This window comes from Haloarcula sp. CBA1127, assembly GCF_001485575.1.
GTDB lineage: Archaea > Halobacteriota > Halobacteria > Halobacteriales > Haloarculaceae > Haloarcula.
Genome location: NZ_BCNB01000006.1, coordinates 2,232,162 through 2,248,128 on the forward strand (window position 1 = coordinate 2,232,162; position 15,967 = coordinate 2,248,128).

Consider the following 15,967-nt stretch of genomic DNA (forward strand, 5'->3'; position numbering starts at 1 on the left):
AGATCAGTCGCCAGTGAGGGCTTCCTCGACCTGTTCGGCAAGCCGATCTCTGACCGCGTGGCTGTCGCCCGCGTCGAACCGGACCTCGATGACCTGTGTCCCATCGCTCTGGACTGACTTGGCGAAGCGCTCGCGGAACTGCCGGCGGTCGGCCACCCGCTCGAACTCCAAGGAATAGAGCGCCTCCGTCGGCTCGAAATCGAGCCCGTGCGGCGTTCGGAACTGGTCCTCAAAGGTGGGGTGGTCCTCAATGGGCAGCATGTGGAAGATGCCGCCGCCGTCGTTGTTGAGCAGAACGACTGTCGCGTCTACCGCACAGCGGCCGAGTGCGAGCAGGCCGTTCATGTCGTGGTAGTACGCCAAGTCGCCGGTGACGAGCACGAGCGGGTCGGATGTCGCGCTCCCAGCTCCAAGCGCCGTCGAGGTGATGCCGTCGATACCGCTGGCCCCGCGGTTGCCCAGCACGGTCAGGTCGGCGTCACGGGGGCCGCCGAAGCGGTCCATATCTCGTATCGGCATACTGTTCGAGATGAACAGCGTGGCCGGGTCCGGGGCCAGCGCGGTCACGTCCGCGATGACGCCTCCTTCCCAGTAGGTCCCCGAAGCGGTTTCAACAACCGCGTCCCAGTGGGCCTGCTCCGCTCTGGTGAACTGGTCGCGCCACGACGCTGCACCGCCACCCAGCGTCTCGTCCGTGAGCGCATCCGCGGTGGCGTCGGGGTCAGCAACGAGCAGGTCTGTCGCCGTAAACTCGGCCTCCGACCAGCCGCCGGCCGGGTCGACGAGGAACTGCTGGCAGTCGGCGTCCCGGAGGTAGTGACGCAGCGGCTTCGAGGTCGGCGACGCGCCGAACCGGACGACGACATCGGGGTCGTCCCACTGGTCGACGCTGTCGCTTCCGAGATAGCTGTCGTAGCCGCCACAGACCGGCACATCGAGCCGGTCGACGTGGGGGCCGAACCGCAGGTCCGACAGCGGGTCCGCCAGAACGGGGAAGCCCGTGGCCGCCGCCAGCCGTTCAAGCGAGTCTGCACTGAGTCCATTGTCGGCCGGCCCGGCGACGATGAGGCCCCGTTCGGCGGCCTCAAGTGCGTCCTGCACGCGGCGCACTGTCCGCTCATCCGGTTCAGCGACGCCCTCGCTCGTCGTGACAAACGGGCCATCACGGCCGGTTTCGGCCTCATTGTCACCGCTCGCCCAGTCGGCCGGAACGCCCGCCGGGTCGTCTTCGGGCACCGACGTCGGCTCCAGTGGCTTCCGGAAGCGACAGTTCAGGTGAACCGGACCGGGGTCGTTACCGGTACTCTCTGCGAGGGCTCGGGCCGCTGTGGTCCGTAACATCCGAACCTTCCGCGGCTCGGCCTCTGGCTCTGGCATATCGCGATACCAGCGGACGGCGTCGCCGTACAGCTTCTCCTGGTCGACAGTCTGGTTCGCCCCGCTGTCGATGAGTTCCGGCGGGCGGTCCGCTGTAAGCAAGAGCAACGGGACACCCGACTGGTTCGCTTCGATGACCGCAGGGTGGTAGTTCGCCGCGGCGGTCCCCGACGTGCAAACCAGCGGCGTCGGCTCGCCGGTTCGCCGGGCGCGTCCCAGTGCGAAGAAGGCTGCCGACCGCTCGTCGAGATGGGAAAACACCTCGATGTCGGGATGCTCGGCGAATGCGACCGTCAGCGGCGTCGAGCGGCTCCCGGGCGAGAGACACACCGCGTCAACGCCGCCCGCAACGAGTTCGGAAACGAGCGTCTCCGCCCACAGCGTGTTGACGTTCGGTGCCGTCATTCCAGCTCGTCCAGTATCGGCCGGTATTTGAGCTGGACCTCGTCCCACTCGCGGTCGGGGTCGCTGTCCGCGACGATGCCCGCGCCTGCAAAGAGCGTCGCCTCGTCTTCCGTGGCGACGGCCGAACGGATGCCGACCGCGAAGGTGCCGTTGCCAGCGGCGTCGACCCAGCCGACCGGGGCGGCGTACCAGCCCCGGTCGAACGCCTCCGTCTCGCGGATAGTCCGTAACGCCGCATCTGGCGGCAGCCCGCCGACGGCCGGTGTCGGGTGGAGTGCCTCGACCAACGAGAGGACGTGCTCGTCGTCGTCCAGTTCAGCTGTTATCGATGTCCGAAGGTGCTGAACCGTGGCGAGCCGGCGGACGGTCCGGTCGCCGATGCGGACCGTCGAAGCAAACGGCTCAAGCTGGTCCCGTATCGCGTCAGCGACGAGCTTCTGTTCGTGGCGGTCCTTCTCGCTGTCGAGAAGTTCGGCAGCGAGCCACTCGTCCTCAGCGGGCGTGTCACCCCGCCCTGTCGAGCCGGCCAGCGCCTCCGTCCGGACGGTTCGCCCGCGGACCGAGACCAGCCGCTCCGGCGTGGCTCCGAAGAAGGTGCCGCCGGAGTCCGGCGACAGCATGAATCGGTAGCAGTCCGGGTACGTCTTCGACAACCGGGCCATCACGTCCGGGACCGATAGCTCCGCGTCCAGTGTGGCGCTGAGACTCTGGGCGAGCACGACCTTCTGGAGCTCGCCCCGGTCAATACTCTCTGTGGCGGCCGCCACCTGCTCGCGCCAACCGTCCTGTGTTGGCGTGCGCTCCCGGTGTGAGATTCCCGGCGGCGTACCCGGATTGCGCTCGGAGTCTGCGACCAGCCGGTCGCGCCACTCCTCTAGTAGCGCCTCCGCTTCGGTCGCGGCTTCGGGTCCTGTCGCGACCGTTGTGAGCCAGGCATCGTCGTCCCTTCTGGTTACCTGTATTTCGGGGAGGAAAAACGCCGCACTGGGGAACCCATCCCAGGGAGAGTCCTCGCCTTCATGTGTTCCGTTGTGGAAAGCGAACCCGCCGAACGCTCGCGGTCGAGCGATGCTCGGGAGGCTGTCGGGCACTGAGCAGTCATCGAACAGTGCTTCGACTGCTGTCCGCACGTCGTCGAACCGCGACTGCCCGTCGGCAGTCACAGTCGCCGCGCTCCCGCGGGCCGCGATTGACTCTGTACCGGCCGCCCAGAAGAACCGGGGGCGAGCGTCCGTCTCCAGTACCGCTCGCACCGGTGCATCGTCGAGGCGACACCCGCGTGCGACGACCGTTGTCTCACCAACCGTCGTCTCGTCACCACGCAGTGGTTCCATCAGCCATGCCTTAGGATTGCGCACCTTTGAGCCTAACTATACGCTCGATTCCACACAGTGAACTTCGATCGGACCGCTGTCGTGGCGCGGCCGATTTCACGCCGCTCCGGGCCGCCGCACGACATGGCGGCTCTCGGATTCCGATTCGTAGAAATTAATATCTGGGTTCACAAAGTTCCTCTCTCAGTTCTACAATTGTAATTCTGCAATCTACAAACATACCCCCGTCAAGTTTAAATAGGGCATAGTCGAAGCCCCCTATGTTGCGATGCCTAAGGTAGAGATCAATATCCCGGAACACCTGGAGATGCAAATCGCGCAGCTCGTCGAGAAAGGCGAGTTCCTCAATCGTGAGGAAGCTATCGAGGACCTCCTGTCGACCGGGCTCAAGGCGTACAAAACCTCCGGACCACAGGACGAAGACGAGGAACCAGGGTTCGAAGAAGACGGCATGATGGGCCACGACGACGAGTACGTCTTCTGAAAATACAGGCGTGAGCGTCTGGTATCCCTTCTCAAGCAATTCTTATGCACGTGCCACCGCATACTGTAGCCATGCACAAAGACGAGCTTCTTGAGCTACACGAGCAGATGGTGACGATTATGCAGTACTTCCGCGACGACATGGACTCAGTCGATCCGGAGCTATTCGACGCCTACCAGGAACTCGATGTGCGGCCATCGGACGTCCACAAGTCGAAAAGTGAGCACAAACACGCCGTGTTCGTGCTCGGGAACTCCCTGGCGACAGCGATGAGCGAAGACGAGTTCTCGGATGCGGGTCGGGTCAGCAAGCGAATGAAGGAACTGGCCGAGGACGCCGAGCGGAAACTGTAAGTACGACGCTACCGAGTCGCCGTCTCTCTCGTCTTTATTTTGGCCCGTCTTCCCCGCTTGACTACGACTGCTCTCCGTCGAGTTCGGTGAACAGCTCCGGGTCCGTCTTGAATTTCAGGACGTTGTGGACGACTGAGTTCCGGACGTTCTGAATCACGTCGCCGTGGTCCTTGTAGAAGTCGTGTATCCAGCGGGATTCGGCCGTCCGGCTCGGGAACATCATCACTGACTTCCATTGATACTCGCCGTCGGAAAGGAAGTAAAACAGCGTGTGCCGGTCGTCGCGAATGGCCACCATCGCGTCGTGCCAGGACTCGGCGAAATGCTCGGGGTTGAACTTGAACTCGAACAGCGCGAAATTGAACAGCTCCTCGTTCGGGACGATGGTCTCGCGGAAGACATCCGCGTCGCGCATCTCCCGGATCGATTCGCTGACCGTTACGTGCGACACGTCGATGCCGTACTCGGACTCCAGCAGATCCGCAAGATCACGGGACGACCGCTTGGGGTCCGCCGAGAGTTCGCGCAGAATGTACATATCACGCTCGCTGAACTCCCAGTCTGGGGGGTCGTCGGTCATGCTGTGACTGCCCTCCTATCGGGAGCACAGGCGTGGTCGATTTCGGCGCCGGTAGTCAGTCGAATCAGTGGTGGAACGGTCGTAGGTGCCATCTGTCTGGTCTTTGGTTGCTGAATCAGTGGTGGCGTCGGCTACGGTAATCAGCTTACTGACCCGTGAACTCCGGGTCGCGTTTCTCGACGAATGCGGTTGCACCCTCCTCATGGTCGTCGGTCGTGAAAGCGACGCCCTGTGCGGTGGCTTCGTTTTCGAGTGCCTGTTCCAGCGAACTGTTCAGGCTTCGGTTGACCAGCCGCTTGGCGTGGCCGAGTGCGACTGTCGGTCCAGCGGCGATGTCTGCAACGAGGTCCGAAAACGCTGATTCGAATGTCTCTGCGTCGAACACACGGGTGAACAGCCCCAGTTCCTCGGCTGCCGAAGCATCCAGCAGTTCGCCGGTAAACAGGAGTTCCTTGGCCTTGTTCGGGCCGACGATTCGTGGAAGGAAATAGGAGACGCCGGAGTCACTCGCCAGGCCGACCTGCCGGAAGCCAAAGCCGATCTGGGCGTCAGTGCTTGCGACCTGTGTATCACAGGCCAGCGCGAGTCCTGCACCGGCACCGAAGGCGGGGCCGTCGATTTTCGCGACGACTGGGAGCGGACAGCTGTGGACAGTCCGGATCGCTTCGTGGAGTGACGAAACCACCAGTTCGACCTGTGTGGCCGGCGGTCGGTCGTGTTCCACCCCCTGTACCATTGCGTTGATGTCCCCGCCAGCGCAAAAGGCTGGGCCTGCGCCTTCCAGTACGACACACCGGGCGTCGCTGTCGGTCACCGATTCGAACGTGGCAGTGAGCGCGTCGGCCAACTCCGCTGACAGGGCGTTTCGCGACTCCGGCTGGTTCAGCGTTACTGTAGCGATTCCGTCGTCAACAGACAGCGTCACGGTTGCGTCTTCCATATGTGGGCCCTCGACCGGCGGCAAGATAACAGTGGTGTCCGTCAGCGCCTGACAGACCAACATCCTTGGGCAGTACCTTTTGCCCGGGCTAGCCCGTGTACTAGGTATGCGCCTGCACTGGCATCGCCGTGATCTCCGGGCAACGGATAACGCCGGCCTCGCCACGGCGACTCCGTCTGACCCGGTCGTCCCGGTGTTCATTTTCGACACAGCCGTTCTCGACCACGCCGGCCCGCCCCGGGTCGCGTTCATGCTTGACGCGCTCGACAGTTTGCGCGAGTGGTACCGCGACCAGGGTAGTGACCTCGTCGTTGCCGAGGGCGACCCCACATCCGTCTTGCCAGAACTGGCAGCCGAGTACGGCGCAGAGAAGGTCACTTGGGGCAAGGACTACTCCGGGCTCGCACGGGAACGCGACGCGGCCGTCCGGCAAGCGCTTGACGACGCGGACGTGGCCCGCGAAGCCGTCCAGAACGCCGTGTTACACGAACCGGGCGAGATTACGACGAACGACGGCGACCCATACAGCGTCTTCACCTACTTCGGTCGGAAATGGCACGACCGCGAGAAGGCAGCCCCCTACGACCCGCCGTCTGCTGACGAGTTAGCCGATGTCGACGGTGATGCGCTCCCGACCCTGGCTGACCTCGGCTTCGAGAAGCCAGAGGCGGACGTGCCCGCGGCGGGAACCGACGAAGCGCGCGCCCTGCTTGGTGACTTCCTCGACGAGAACGTCTACGAGTACGAGGAACGACGGGATTTCCCGGCCGACGAATGCACTTCGCGGCTCTCAGCCCATCTGAAGTTTGGGACTATCGGCATCCGGGAGGTGTACGACCGGACACAGGATGCCAAGGAGGGGACCGGCGGTGACCGCCGCGACTCCGTCCGGGAGTTCCAGTCCCAGCTGGCCTGGCGGGAGTTCTACACGCAGGTGCTGTTTGCCCATCCACACGTCGTTAGCTCGAACTACAAATCATACGAGAACCCAATCGAGTGGGAGAACGACGAGGAGCTGTTACAGGCTTGGAAAGACGGCGAAACGGGGTATCCCATTGTCGACGCCGGGATGCGACAGCTCCGTGACGAGGCGTATATGCACAACCGCGTCCGGATGATTGTTGCCTCCTTCCTCACGAAGGACCTGCTCATCGACTGGCGACACGGCTACGAGTGGTTCCGGGAGAAACTGGTTGACCACGACACGGCAAACGACAACGGCGGCTGGCAGTGGGCGGCCTCCACGGGGACCGACGCGCAGCCCTATTTCCGCATCTTCAATCCGATGACACAGGGCGAAGACTACGACCCGGAAGCCGAGTACATCAAGGAGTACGTCCCGGAACTATCTGATGCTGCACCCGAGATTATCCACGAGTGGAACGAGTGCTCGCTCACACAACGGCGCAGCGCCGCACCGGAGTACCCGGACCCCGTCGTCGACCACAGCGAGCGCCGCGAGGAGGCGCTGGCGATGTTCGAGCGGGCCAGAGGAGACGACTAAACGCGTTCGTTCAGATTCACTGAACTCTCCCAGGTGCTTACACGCGAGACAAGGCCGCGTTGTGGTGTCAGTGCTGCGGGCAGATACGGCTCCGTCTCGCTGTCCTTGCCTAGTGCTACCAAATGGCTCCTAAACGTTTAACAGGCAGCCGCGCGACAGATAGTGATGGAGGCGTTTTCATATGCCCGAACATTCCAATCCCGAACTGCCACCGCTCCCGTACGACTACGACGCGCTGGAGCCACACATCTCCGAACAGGTGCTCACCTGGCACCACGACACCCACCATCAGGGGTACGTAAACGGCCTCGAATCGGCCGAGGAGACGCTCGCCGAGAACCGCGAATCCGGTGACTTCGGTTCAAGCGCCGCCGCGATGGGCAACGTCACCCACAACGGCTGTGGTCACTATCTCCACACGCTGTTCTGGGAGAACATGGACCCCAACGGCGGCGGTGAGCCGGAGGGCGAACTCCTCGACCGCATCGAGGAGGACTTTGGCTCCTACGAAGGCTGGAAGGGCGAGTTCGAAGCCGCCGCATCAGCTGCCGGCGGCTGGGCGCTGCTCGTGTACGACCCCGTTGCCAAGCAACTGCGCAACGTGCCGGTCGACAAGCACGACCAGGGCGCGCTCTGGGGCTCCCATCCCATCCTCGCGCTCGACGTCTGGGAGCACTCCTACTACTACGACTACGGCCCCGCTCGCGGTGACTTCATCGACGCCTTCTTCGAGGTCGTCGACTGGGACAAGGCTGCCGAAGAGTACGAGAAGTCGGTTAGTCACTTCGAGTAACGGGCGATACCCGACGTTTTTTCGTGGATGTGCCGGGAGTCCGAGAGCCGTCTGAGCCGATAGCGGTTTCTCCGGCGTTAATATCTAACTATAATAACAAAAACTATCGGCGTGACTGGAGCAGACTACGGAACAGCGAGGTTACGGGAGGATATAGTTTTATAAGATGCGAATCAGTGGTAAGTGGTATGAGTCGCGATACCAATCGGCGAGCGTTCCTGAAGCGCACTGGGGCGGTAACCACTGTCGGTCTGCTTGGTGGGTTGGCAGGCTGTTCAACCGAACAGACCGGCGGTGACGGCGGGGATGGCGGAGACGGCGGCGATGGGGGGATGACCGGAACCGGGACCGAGTCCGGTGGCGACAGCGGTCCGGAGTCACCAGACGTGCTGATGGTCGTCGGCTATCCCCAGAGCGGTGTGCAACTGTTCAAGGACTTCTACGCCGACTACAGCGACGACGCTGCTGACATCCTCGTCACCGATGGCCTGCAGGACGGCGAACTGCCGAGTAACGTCGGCGACGATATGTCGAACGTCCGTGGCACGGCCCCGTCAGCGGCCGGGCCTGGTGTCGATACCTTCACAGAGCAGTTCACCTCCGAGTTCGATTACGACGAGGCCGGTGTGTTCACGTCACAGGCCTACGACGCGACGGCGGTCCAGATTCTCGCAAACCTGCTGGCCGGCGAAAACGACGGGCAAGCCGTCCGGAATCACATGCGCGTCGTCGCCAACCCCGGGGGCGACACGTACGGCCCCTCCGAACTGCCAGCGGCCGTCGAAGCGGCCGCCGCAGGCGAGAACATCCAGTACGAGGGTGCATCGAGTGCGGTCAATTTCGACGAAAACGGGGATATGGCCTCGGCGCAGTACCAGGTCTTCGGCTTCCAAGACGGTGGGGGCGTCGATACGCTCAGCACCGTCGACTTCGGCGCTGGCGACGACCTCCCACAGCCGGAACCGAACGGCTCCGGGAGCGACTCTGGACGGACGATCAAGTTCGGTGTCTTGATGCCCGAAACCGGCGACCTCGGGCCGCTCGGCAGGCCGATCCGTGACGGAGCGCTACTCCCGGCCCTGCAACTCGAAGGCCAAGTCGACTTCGAGTTCGATTATCAGGTCGGTGACACCCAGACCCAGGCGCAGGCGGGCATCGACGCTGCCAACTCTCTTGTCAGTGCGGGCTATCCGTCGATCACCGGGGCGGCCAGCTCCGAAACGTCGATACAGGTCGCCAGAAACGTGCTCATCGATAGCGGCGTCGTCGGCTGTTCACCGGCTTCCACGTCGCCGACGATTACCGACCTCGAAGACAACGATTACATGTTCCGCACCCCGCCCAGCGACGCCCTACAGGGACAGGTCCTTGCGCAAGTCGGCGTGGACGAACTCGGTGCCGCGACCGCATCGACGCTGTACGTGAACAACAGCTACGGTCAAGCACTGCAAGAGGCGTTCGCCGGCGCGTTTGAAGCGGAGGGCGGGACCATCGTCAATCAGGTCGGCTTCGAGCAACAACAGTCCTCCTACACGTCTGAAATCAACAGCGCGATGAACCAGTAACGGGGCTGCCGGCGTCGATTCTTTTTTCGAGCTATCCGCCAAGGAAGTCCTGGCGAACCTGCTCGTCGTTGAGGAGGACCGTCCCTTCGTCCTCGTAACGGTTCTGACCCTGTACGAGCACGTAGCCCCGGTTACACCGCCGGAGTGCCTCCTTTGCGTTTTGCTCGACCATCAGAATAGCTGTGCCGTCTTCGTTGATGCGGTCGATGCGGTCGAACATATCGTCGACCAGGTCCGGGGCGAGCCCGGCGGAGGGCTCGTCGAGCAACAGCAGGTCGGGGTCGAGCATCAGCGCCCGGCCCATGGCGAGCATCTGCTGTTGGCCGCCCGACAGCGTCCCGGCTGACTGTTCGGACCGCTCCCGGAGAATGGGGAACCGGTCGTACACGTCCTCTATCCGATCTTCCGGCACTTCGTCGAGGATGTACGCGCCCATCTCGAGGTTCTCGCGCACGCTCAGCGAGCCGAACACGTTGCCGGTCTGGGGGACGTAGCTGATTCCCTCGTAAATGATCTCGTCGGGATTGCGTTGGCTGATATCGGTCCCGCTGAAGATGACCGCTCCGCCCATGTACGTCGTCAAGCCGAAGACGGACTTCATCACCGTTGACTTGCCAGCCCCGTTTGGGCCGACGATGACGACGTACTCGCCGTCGGAAACGTCCATATGGACATCATTGAGGACCTGCAGATCGCCGTAGCCCGCATCAAGGTCTCGGATGGCGAGGAGCCGCTCGGCCGGGTCAGGGAGCGTGACAGCCTCTGACTCTGTCGCATGCGGGCTCATACGTCACCTCCCAGGTACGCCTCAAGTACCCGCTCGTCCGACTTGATAGTCTCGGCGTCCCCTTCGGCGAGGACACTCCCCTGATGCATGACGATGATGTGTTCGCAGTTGTTCATGATGACATCCATATCGTGTTCGACCAGCAGGAAGGTCAGGCCCTGCTCTCGGCGGAGTTCGTGAATCCGCTCCAGTAGCTTCTCTTCCAGCGTCGGGTTGACGCCGGCCAGCGGCTCGTCCAGTAGAATCATCTCGGGGTCGGTCATCAGGACCCGCGCCATCTCCAGTAGTTTCCGCTGACCGCCGGAGAGATTACCGGCGTTCTCGTGGGCGAGATGGTCGATCTCGAAGAACTCCAGTGTCTCCCACGCGCGGTCCCGAACAGTCGCCTCGTCGTCGATGACATTGCCGCGAAGCCCTGGCGTCACCGACTGGATGACCGACTCGCCGACCTGTCCACCCGGCGCGAGCATCACGTTTTCTAGCACCGTCATCTCGGACAGTTCACGGGCGATCTGGAACGTCCGGACCAGCCCCTTATTTGCGAGTGTGTACGGTGGGAGCCCGGTAATGCTCTGGCCGTCAAAGGTGACCCGGCCACCAGTTGGTTCGTGAATACCTGTGATACAGTTGAACGTCGTCGACTTGCCGGCCCCGTTCGGGCCGATGAGGCCGGTTAGGGACCCCTCTGCCACGGAGAACGTCGCCCCGTCGACCGCGACAACGCCGCCGAACTCCTTGCGGAGGCCGTCGACTTCAAGCAGCGGCGACTCGATTGCGTCGCTCGTGACGGCGGTCTCCTGTCGCGGTGCAGCGTCGGGTTCACTCATCTGCCTCACCTCCGGACCCGGACTGCGGTCTGTCAAGGCTCACGCTCGTTGCGGGTTCGTTCCGGTGGCCAAGCAGTCCGTCTGGCTGGTTCTGGATGATGTATATCAGCACGACGCCGATGAGGACGAACCGGAGCGTGCTGACGTTGCTAATGGTGTATGCGAGGAGTGGAAGCGGGTCCAGCGACCCGAGTCCGGCAACGGCGTCGACGATGTTGCCGGGTGCGCGAGTGCCGCCGAGCGAGACGTTCTCGCCCAGCCGCGCCGGCAGGTAGAACAGCAGTCCGGAGAACGTCGCTGCGCCGATGATGCTCCCGGTGTTAGATCCGGAGCCGCCGATGATGAGCGCCGCGAACACGTAGAACGTGATCGTCGGTCTGAACTGCTGTGGGCTGACGTAGCCCGCCTGTCCGCGGAACAGGACACCGGCCAGCCCCATCAGCGCACAGCCGATCATGAACGTCTTGATTTTGAACCGTCGGGTGTCTTTGCCGAGTGACTGGGTCACAGTTTCGTCCTCGCGGATCGCCTTCAGCACGCGGCCGAACGGCGAATTGGTGATTCGGGCGAGCACCCAGTAGCTCGCAGCCACGACCAGCAGGAGGAGTATCCCGTACGTGAGGTTTGCCAGATTCGGCCCGGAGACGCCGACGCCCTCCGCAGCAGTAACGAGTGGCTGTCCGACGCCGTTGATGAGCGTCGACGCGACCTCGTTTGCGGACTTGAACGAGATACCGGTCGCGCCGCCGGTTCCGACCGGCGCTCCGAACAGCGAGAACTCGGCGAGGCCGTTCCAGTTGACGATAAGCCGGATGATCTCGGAGAACGCGACCGTCACGATGGCAAGATAGTCAGCCTTCAGTCGGAGTGCCGGTAGCGCCGCGAGACCGCCGACGATGGCGGCCATCACCATGCCGCCGATGAGGCCAACCCACAGTGGAAGGCCGAGCCCAGGGACCGCCCCGGCGGCCGGGTCAGTTGGCGCAGTGAGAATCGCTGTCGTGTACACGCCGACGGCCATGAATCCTGCAATACCGATGTTGAATAGACCGGTGTACCCCCACTGGAGGTTCAGTGCCAGCGCGAGGATGGCGTAGCCACCGATGAGGACGGTCACACTGCCGATGAAGCCGGCAGCGAGGTTCGCCCAGTTCGCCCCGCCGACAGCGATCGCCAGTACGAGCATGACGGCCCAGATACTGGCGATGAAGCCGACGACCAGCCCTACGTCCGGGAGCGCGTCCAGACGGTTTCGAACAGTGTCAACAGTACTCATGCTGTCGACACCCCCCCGAAGATACCGGACGGGCGCAACAACAGGACGACGATGAGTACCAGAAACGCAGAGGCTCGCGTCAGCCCGGATGGCAACCAGATCAGAGCCAGACTATCGACCAGCCCAATGAGAATCCCGCCGGCCATCGCCCCGTATATCGAGCCGATGCCGCCGACAATGACAGCGGCGAAAATAAGCAGGAGCAGAATCCAGCCGAAGTTGAACGATATCGTGCCGCTTTCCAGCACAAGCAGGTAGCCGCCGATGCCTGCCAGGCCGCCGCCGAGAATCCAGGTAAGTCGAATCACGCGTTCGGTCGGAATCCCGGTCACGCGTGCGAGGTCCTCGTTGTCGGCCATCGCCCGCATCGCTTTGCCGAGCTTCGTCCGCTGTAGCAGCAGGTGAACGCCGAGCATCAACAGGACCGACACCACCAGCAGGGTGATTTCGTTGTCGGTGACTGAAATCATCGAGAACAGCGTGACCCGGAGCCCGCCGCTTGCAACCCCACTGGTCTGTGTGCCGAAGACGAACGCGATGAGGTAGCGCAACGCGAGTGCGACACCGATTGACGCAATCAGCAAGGAGATGTTGTCCGTATCGCGCATGGGGCGATAGGTGAGTCGGTCGATGAGTAACACGATCCCGATTGACCCGACGCCGGCGATGACAAGCCCGAGAAGCACCGGAATGAACGTCGAAACGGTACTCAACTGCCGCCCCGAGTTGAGCATGAATAGTTCCGATATCGGGGCTCCAGTCCCGAGGCCGGCGGTGATGTACGCGGCGACCCACCCCAGGAACGCCCCGACGGTCACAGTGTCCCCGTGTGCGAAGTTGGCGAAGTCGAGAATGCTGTATGTCATCGACAGACCAATGCCGGCGAGTCCGACCGCCAGTCCGACGAGCAGCCCGTCCACCACCATCGAGAGCAACGAGGCCACGGTAAGGGACCCACCCAGTAACCTGGTCCCGAGGAAGAACACGGTTGTCCCAGCGAGCTTTGCAACTAAATCCAGCAGGAGGAAGCCACTTACCGCGGCCACCACTGCTGCTCCCGGCCGATCGCCCACCACTACGCGGCCGTCTCTTGCGAACTCAGCAATTCCCATAGGTTACCGTTCGTTGGACCTTCCTTTGTAAATAACCCACCGGAAATTCTTGCGGAATAACCATGTAGAAGCCAAGATACCGCTGTGAAAACAGGAATTAACCCCTCCCATGGTCAGGTATCGGTCGAGAGACCATTGATACCACGAGAAAGATAGCGAATGGAGCTACTTCGAACTCGGTGAGGAACGTGAGGGTGAGCGCCCGCACAGCACCCGATACTGTCCTCGGTTACCAGTGTTTTAAGCTGTAGCCGTATCGAGAAATCACCGGCCATCGGCCCGATACCGACGGAGAACGGTGCTATTCACAGCGCTTTTATGCGGTCCATCGATGATATACGACAGATGGTACGCCTGGTCGTCGCCAGTCTCGTGCTGGCTCTCCTGCTGGGAAGCGGTGCCGCGCCACTGGCGATGTCACAGCCGGCCGACGAGAGCGTGGGCGTCCAGACGCCCGACAGGTTCGACCGGACGACGTTTCAGGTCACGTTGTATCAGAACGGGTCGGCGAAGTGGGCGATCGTCCACCGGACGCCGCTCGCGAACGACACCGAACAACAGCAGTTCGAGGAGTTTGCCCGGGAGTTCGAGCAATCGGAGCAGCCTCTGTATCAGAATTTTGTCGAGCAGTCGACGCTGCTGACACAGTACGGGACGAACGTGACTGGCCGGAACATGAGTGCGACCAACTACGACCGGTCGGCGACGGTCGACCCGCTCCAGAACACCGGAACGGTGCGGATGTCGTTCCGCTGGCGTAACTTCGCGGTCGTTGAGGGCGACGCAGTCGTGGTCAGCGACGTGTTCGACGGCGGGTTCTACATCGGGCCGAGCCAGTCGTTCGTCTTCGAGCGCGGCCCCGAGCTAGCATTCGCCGACGTCCAGCCGGCCCCCGCCTCACAGAGCGCCCCGGACTCGCTCGAAAACAGCGAGAGCGTCACGTGGAACGGCGAGCAGTCGTTCAACGACCGTCGGCCCTACGTGGAATTGCAGCCGCGCGAAACCGGGCAGAGCGCTGGTGCTGAGCAGCGCACCACAGCGGACGATGACACACCTGCCGAGGCCGCCGGCGGGCCGTCGTGGCTGCTCCCGGCCGCTGTCGTCGGTCTCATTGTCGTCGCCGGTGGTGTGGCCGCGTGGCGGTCCGGCGCGCTGGGAGGGAGGCTGGGAACGGATGATGATGACGAGCCGCCCGCTCCGACGCCGTCGGCCACAGGCAGCACTGAGCAGCCATCGACGGCTGCCTCGGGCGATGCAACGGCGGACACCGACACGCCTGACGAACCGGCAGTCCCCGACGAGGAACTGCTCACCGACAGCGACCGCGTCCGCAAACTACTGGAGGAAAACGGCGGCCGAATGAAGCAGGTCGACATCGTCGACAGCACCGACTGGTCGAAGTCGAAGGTGAGTATGCTCCTCTCTGACATGGAGGACGACGGCGACATCTCGAAGCTCAGGGTCGGCCGCGAGAACATCATCAGCCTCGCCGGTCAGGAACCCGACGCCGCCGGGTCGCCGTTCGACGACGAGTGATACTGGCGGCTGGACATCTGTATAGAGTTTCTCCACCGTGAATATCTGGGAATAGTTACAGCCAACAGTATGAGTAACCAACACAGGGCGGGGCCGAAACGCAATGATTATACGTATCTCCTCGCTACGAATTTGTGTACGCTCCGTTGGTGTAGTCCGGCCAATCATATCACCCTCTCACGGTGATGACTAGGGTTCAAATCCCTGACGGAGCATTTCTCTCCGATTCAACGCATACACAGTTACCACGTTCTGTGACCGACAGTATTTGTGTCTCCCAGTCCAATCGGGCGGTATGCGCGTCGCGGTAGTCACCGTCGGAGACGAACTGCTCAGTGGCGAGACGGTCAACACGAACGCCGCGTGGCTGGGACAACAGCTCGCGGAGCGTGGCGTCACTGTCGGCCGAACGACGGTCGTCCCCGACGAGATCTCGGACATTGCCCGCGTGGTCAACGAGTATCACGCGGAGTTCGACGCCGTCATCGTCACTGGCGGCCTCGGACCGACGCACGACGACAAAACAATCGAAGCCGTCGCCGCGGCGTTCGGGCGAGATGTCGTCGAGAGCGAGGACGCCATTGCGTGGCTGGAGGAACACGGCGGGTACACGCGCGACGACCTGACCGACGGAACGGGCGAGGTACCGGAAGGGTCCCGTGTCTTGCCCAACCACGAGGGGGTCGCGCCCGGCTGTGTCGTCGAGAGCTGCTACGTCTTGCCGGGCGTGCCGGGTGAGATGAAGCGGATGTTCGAGGAGGTCGCAGAAGAGTTCGCTGGCGAGCAGCGGTACGTTCACACCGTCGATGCCGCCGAGCCCGAGAGCGCACTCCTTGATCGACTGGCAGAGGTACAGGAGCAGTTCCCGGTCAAGGTCGGGAGCTATCCGGGCGAGCACGTGACCGTCCGGTTCGAGGGGACAGAGGAGGAGCTAGTCGAGGAGGCGGCCGCGTGGTTCAGCGAACGCGTCGAGTCACCGACGGCAGAGTGACTACCGGTAGAGGTGGTTCAGCCAGAGAAACGTAAGCAGCAGGCCACCGAGCGTGATGACCGCGCCGGACGCGTTGATGATCCCTGTCTGAACGCCGCTCTGG

The 15,967-nt window shown here is 62.8% G+C and carries 15 protein-coding genes and 1 tRNA gene; 8 read left to right on the forward strand and 8 right to left on the reverse strand.

All coding sequences use genetic code 11. The annotated features are described in order from the left end of the window. Nucleotides 1-3: 3 nt before the first annotated feature. Nucleotides 4-1,782 (reverse strand): 2-succinyl-5-enolpyruvyl-6-hydroxy-3-cyclohexene-1-carboxylic-acid synthase, encoded by a 1,779-nt coding sequence (gene menD, locus AV059_RS15765; protein WP_058995941.1) that lies wholly within the window; start codon nt 1,780-1,782, stop codon nt 4-6. After that, nucleotides 1,779-3,116 (reverse strand): isochorismate synthase MenF, encoded by a 1,338-nt coding sequence (locus tag AV059_RS15770; protein ID WP_058995943.1) that lies wholly within the window; start codon nt 3,114-3,116, stop codon nt 1,779-1,781. The genes menD and AV059_RS15770 overlap by 4 nt, the downstream gene beginning before the upstream one ends. 268 nt (nt 3,117-3,384) lie before the next feature. Here AV059_RS15770 and AV059_RS15775 point away from each other — a divergent pair, with 268 nt between their 5' ends. Both AV059_RS15775 and AV059_RS15780 read left to right on the forward strand, forming a co-directional pair. Then, on the forward strand, nt 3,385-3,600 hold the full coding sequence (locus AV059_RS15775) for a ribbon-helix-helix domain-containing protein (RefSeq protein ID WP_004517946.1): 216 nt from the start codon (nt 3,385-3,387) through the stop codon (nt 3,598-3,600). 71 nt (nt 3,601-3,671) lie between these two features. After that, the gene (locus tag AV059_RS15780) at nt 3,672-3,953 is read left to right on the forward strand and encodes a UPF0058 family protein (RefSeq protein WP_058995945.1); all 282 of its coding nucleotides are present in this window, start codon (nt 3,672-3,674) and stop codon (nt 3,951-3,953) included. A gap of 61 nt (nt 3,954-4,014) precedes the next feature. Here AV059_RS15780 and AV059_RS15785 read toward each other — a convergent pair whose 3' ends face one another. Together AV059_RS15785 and AV059_RS15790 are read right to left on the reverse strand one after the other, a co-directional pair. Further along, the gene (locus tag AV059_RS15785; RefSeq protein ID WP_058995946.1) at nt 4,015-4,533 is read right to left on the reverse strand and encodes an Lrp/AsnC family transcriptional regulator; all 519 of its coding nucleotides are present in this window, start codon (nt 4,531-4,533) and stop codon (nt 4,015-4,017) included. 145 nt (nt 4,534-4,678) lie between these two features. Beyond that, a complete protein-coding gene (locus tag AV059_RS15790; protein ID WP_079990790.1) occupies nt 4,679-5,536 on the reverse strand; it encodes an enoyl-CoA hydratase/isomerase family protein in 858 nt (285 codons plus the stop codon). A 43-nt stretch (nt 5,537-5,579) separates the two neighbouring features. Here AV059_RS15790 and AV059_RS15795 point away from each other — a divergent pair, with 43 nt between their 5' ends. From AV059_RS15795 to AV059_RS15805, 3 genes are all read left to right on the forward strand, one after another. Continuing rightward, nucleotides 5,580-6,977, forward strand: coding sequence for a deoxyribodipyrimidine photo-lyase (locus AV059_RS15795; protein ID WP_058995950.1), 1,398 nt, complete (start codon nt 5,580-5,582; stop codon nt 6,975-6,977). A 181-nt stretch (nt 6,978-7,158) separates the two neighbouring features. Continuing rightward, a complete protein-coding gene (gene sod / locus AV059_RS15800; RefSeq protein ID WP_058995952.1) occupies nt 7,159-7,770 on the forward strand; it encodes a superoxide dismutase in 612 nt (203 codons plus the stop codon). A 188-nt stretch (nt 7,771-7,958) separates the two neighbouring features. Then, nucleotides 7,959-9,335: an ABC transporter substrate-binding protein gene (locus tag AV059_RS15805; RefSeq protein WP_058995954.1), complete on the forward strand. Its 1,377-nt coding sequence runs from the start codon at nt 7,959-7,961 to the stop codon at nt 9,333-9,335. 31 nt (nt 9,336-9,366) lie between these two features. Here AV059_RS15805 and AV059_RS15810 read toward each other — a convergent pair whose 3' ends face one another. The 4 genes from AV059_RS15810 to AV059_RS15825 are packed head-to-tail and all read right to left on the reverse strand — an operon-like array spanning nt 9,367 to nt 13,337. Next, a complete protein-coding gene (locus tag AV059_RS15810) occupies nt 9,367-10,122 on the reverse strand; it encodes an ABC transporter ATP-binding protein (RefSeq protein WP_058995956.1) in 756 nt (251 codons plus the stop codon). Next, entirely contained in the window at nt 10,119-10,949 is an 831-nt protein-coding gene (locus AV059_RS15815; RefSeq protein ID WP_058995958.1) for an ABC transporter ATP-binding protein, read from the reverse strand. Before AV059_RS15815 ends, AV059_RS15810 begins: the two co-directional genes overlap by 4 nt. Beyond that, nucleotides 10,942-12,225, reverse strand: coding sequence for a branched-chain amino acid ABC transporter permease (locus tag AV059_RS15820; protein WP_058995960.1), 1,284 nt, complete (start codon nt 12,223-12,225; stop codon nt 10,942-10,944). Before AV059_RS15820 ends, AV059_RS15815 begins: the two co-directional genes overlap by 8 nt. Then, a complete protein-coding gene (locus tag AV059_RS15825; RefSeq protein WP_058995962.1) occupies nt 12,222-13,337 on the reverse strand; it encodes a branched-chain amino acid ABC transporter permease in 1,116 nt (371 codons plus the stop codon). The genes AV059_RS15820 and AV059_RS15825 overlap by 4 nt, the downstream gene beginning before the upstream one ends. 318 nt (nt 13,338-13,655) lie before the next feature. Between AV059_RS15825 and AV059_RS15830 the strand changes: the two genes are divergently transcribed. The 3 genes from AV059_RS15830 (at nt 13,656) to AV059_RS15840 (ending at nt 15,864) form a co-directional block, all read left to right on the forward strand. Then, nucleotides 13,656-14,873 carry a hypothetical protein gene (locus AV059_RS15830; protein ID WP_058995964.1) on the forward strand — a complete coding sequence of 406 codons (1,218 nt, stop codon included), beginning with the start codon at nt 13,656-13,658 and terminating at the stop codon, nt 14,871-14,873. Between the two features lie 140 nt (nt 14,874-15,013). Continuing rightward, nucleotides 15,014-15,088 (forward strand) — tRNA-Glu (locus tag AV059_RS15835). An 80-nt stretch (nt 15,089-15,168) separates the two neighbouring features. After that, nucleotides 15,169-15,864, forward strand: a complete 696-nt coding sequence (locus AV059_RS15840; protein ID WP_007190411.1) for a molybdopterin-binding protein — start codon at nt 15,169-15,171, stop codon at nt 15,862-15,864. Nucleotides 15,865-15,967 lie beyond the last annotated feature (103 nt).

Bases quoted from the DNA above. Each gene is read 5' to 3' on its own strand.
- menD (WP_058995941.1), bottom strand. From the start codon at position 1,782: ATGACGGCACCGAACGTCAACACGCTGTGGGCGGAGACGCTCGTTTCC.
- AV059_RS15770 (WP_058995943.1), bottom strand. From the start codon at position 3,116: ATGGAACCACTGCGTGGTGACGAGACGACGGTTGGTGAGACAACGGTC.
- AV059_RS15775 (WP_004517946.1), top strand. From the start codon at position 3,385: ATGCCTAAGGTAGAGATCAATATCCCGGAACACCTGGAGATGCAAATC.
- AV059_RS15780 (WP_058995945.1), top strand. From the start codon at position 3,672: ATGCACAAAGACGAGCTTCTTGAGCTACACGAGCAGATGGTGACGATT.
- AV059_RS15785 (WP_058995946.1), bottom strand. From the start codon at position 4,533: ATGACCGACGACCCCCCAGACTGGGAGTTCAGCGAGCGTGATATGTAC.
- AV059_RS15790 (WP_079990790.1), bottom strand. From the start codon at position 5,536: ATGTTGGTCTGTCAGGCGCTGACGGACACCACTGTTATCTTGCCGCCG.
- AV059_RS15795 (WP_058995950.1), top strand. From the start codon at position 5,580: ATGCGCCTGCACTGGCATCGCCGTGATCTCCGGGCAACGGATAACGCC.
- sod (WP_058995952.1), top strand. From the start codon at position 7,159: ATGCCCGAACATTCCAATCCCGAACTGCCACCGCTCCCGTACGACTAC.
- AV059_RS15805 (WP_058995954.1), top strand. From the start codon at position 7,959: ATGAGTCGCGATACCAATCGGCGAGCGTTCCTGAAGCGCACTGGGGCG.
- AV059_RS15810 (WP_058995956.1), bottom strand. From the start codon at position 10,122: ATGAGCCCGCATGCGACAGAGTCAGAGGCTGTCACGCTCCCTGACCCG.
- AV059_RS15815 (WP_058995958.1), bottom strand. From the start codon at position 10,949: ATGAGTGAACCCGACGCTGCACCGCGACAGGAGACCGCCGTCACGAGC.
- AV059_RS15820 (WP_058995960.1), bottom strand. From the start codon at position 12,225: ATGAGTACTGTTGACACTGTTCGAAACCGTCTGGACGCGCTCCCGGAC.
- AV059_RS15825 (WP_058995962.1), bottom strand. From the start codon at position 13,337: ATGGGAATTGCTGAGTTCGCAAGAGACGGCCGCGTAGTGGTGGGCGAT.
- AV059_RS15830 (WP_058995964.1), top strand. From the start codon at position 13,656: ATGCGGTCCATCGATGATATACGACAGATGGTACGCCTGGTCGTCGCC.
- AV059_RS15840 (WP_007190411.1), top strand. From the start codon at position 15,169: ATGCGCGTCGCGGTAGTCACCGTCGGAGACGAACTGCTCAGTGGCGAG.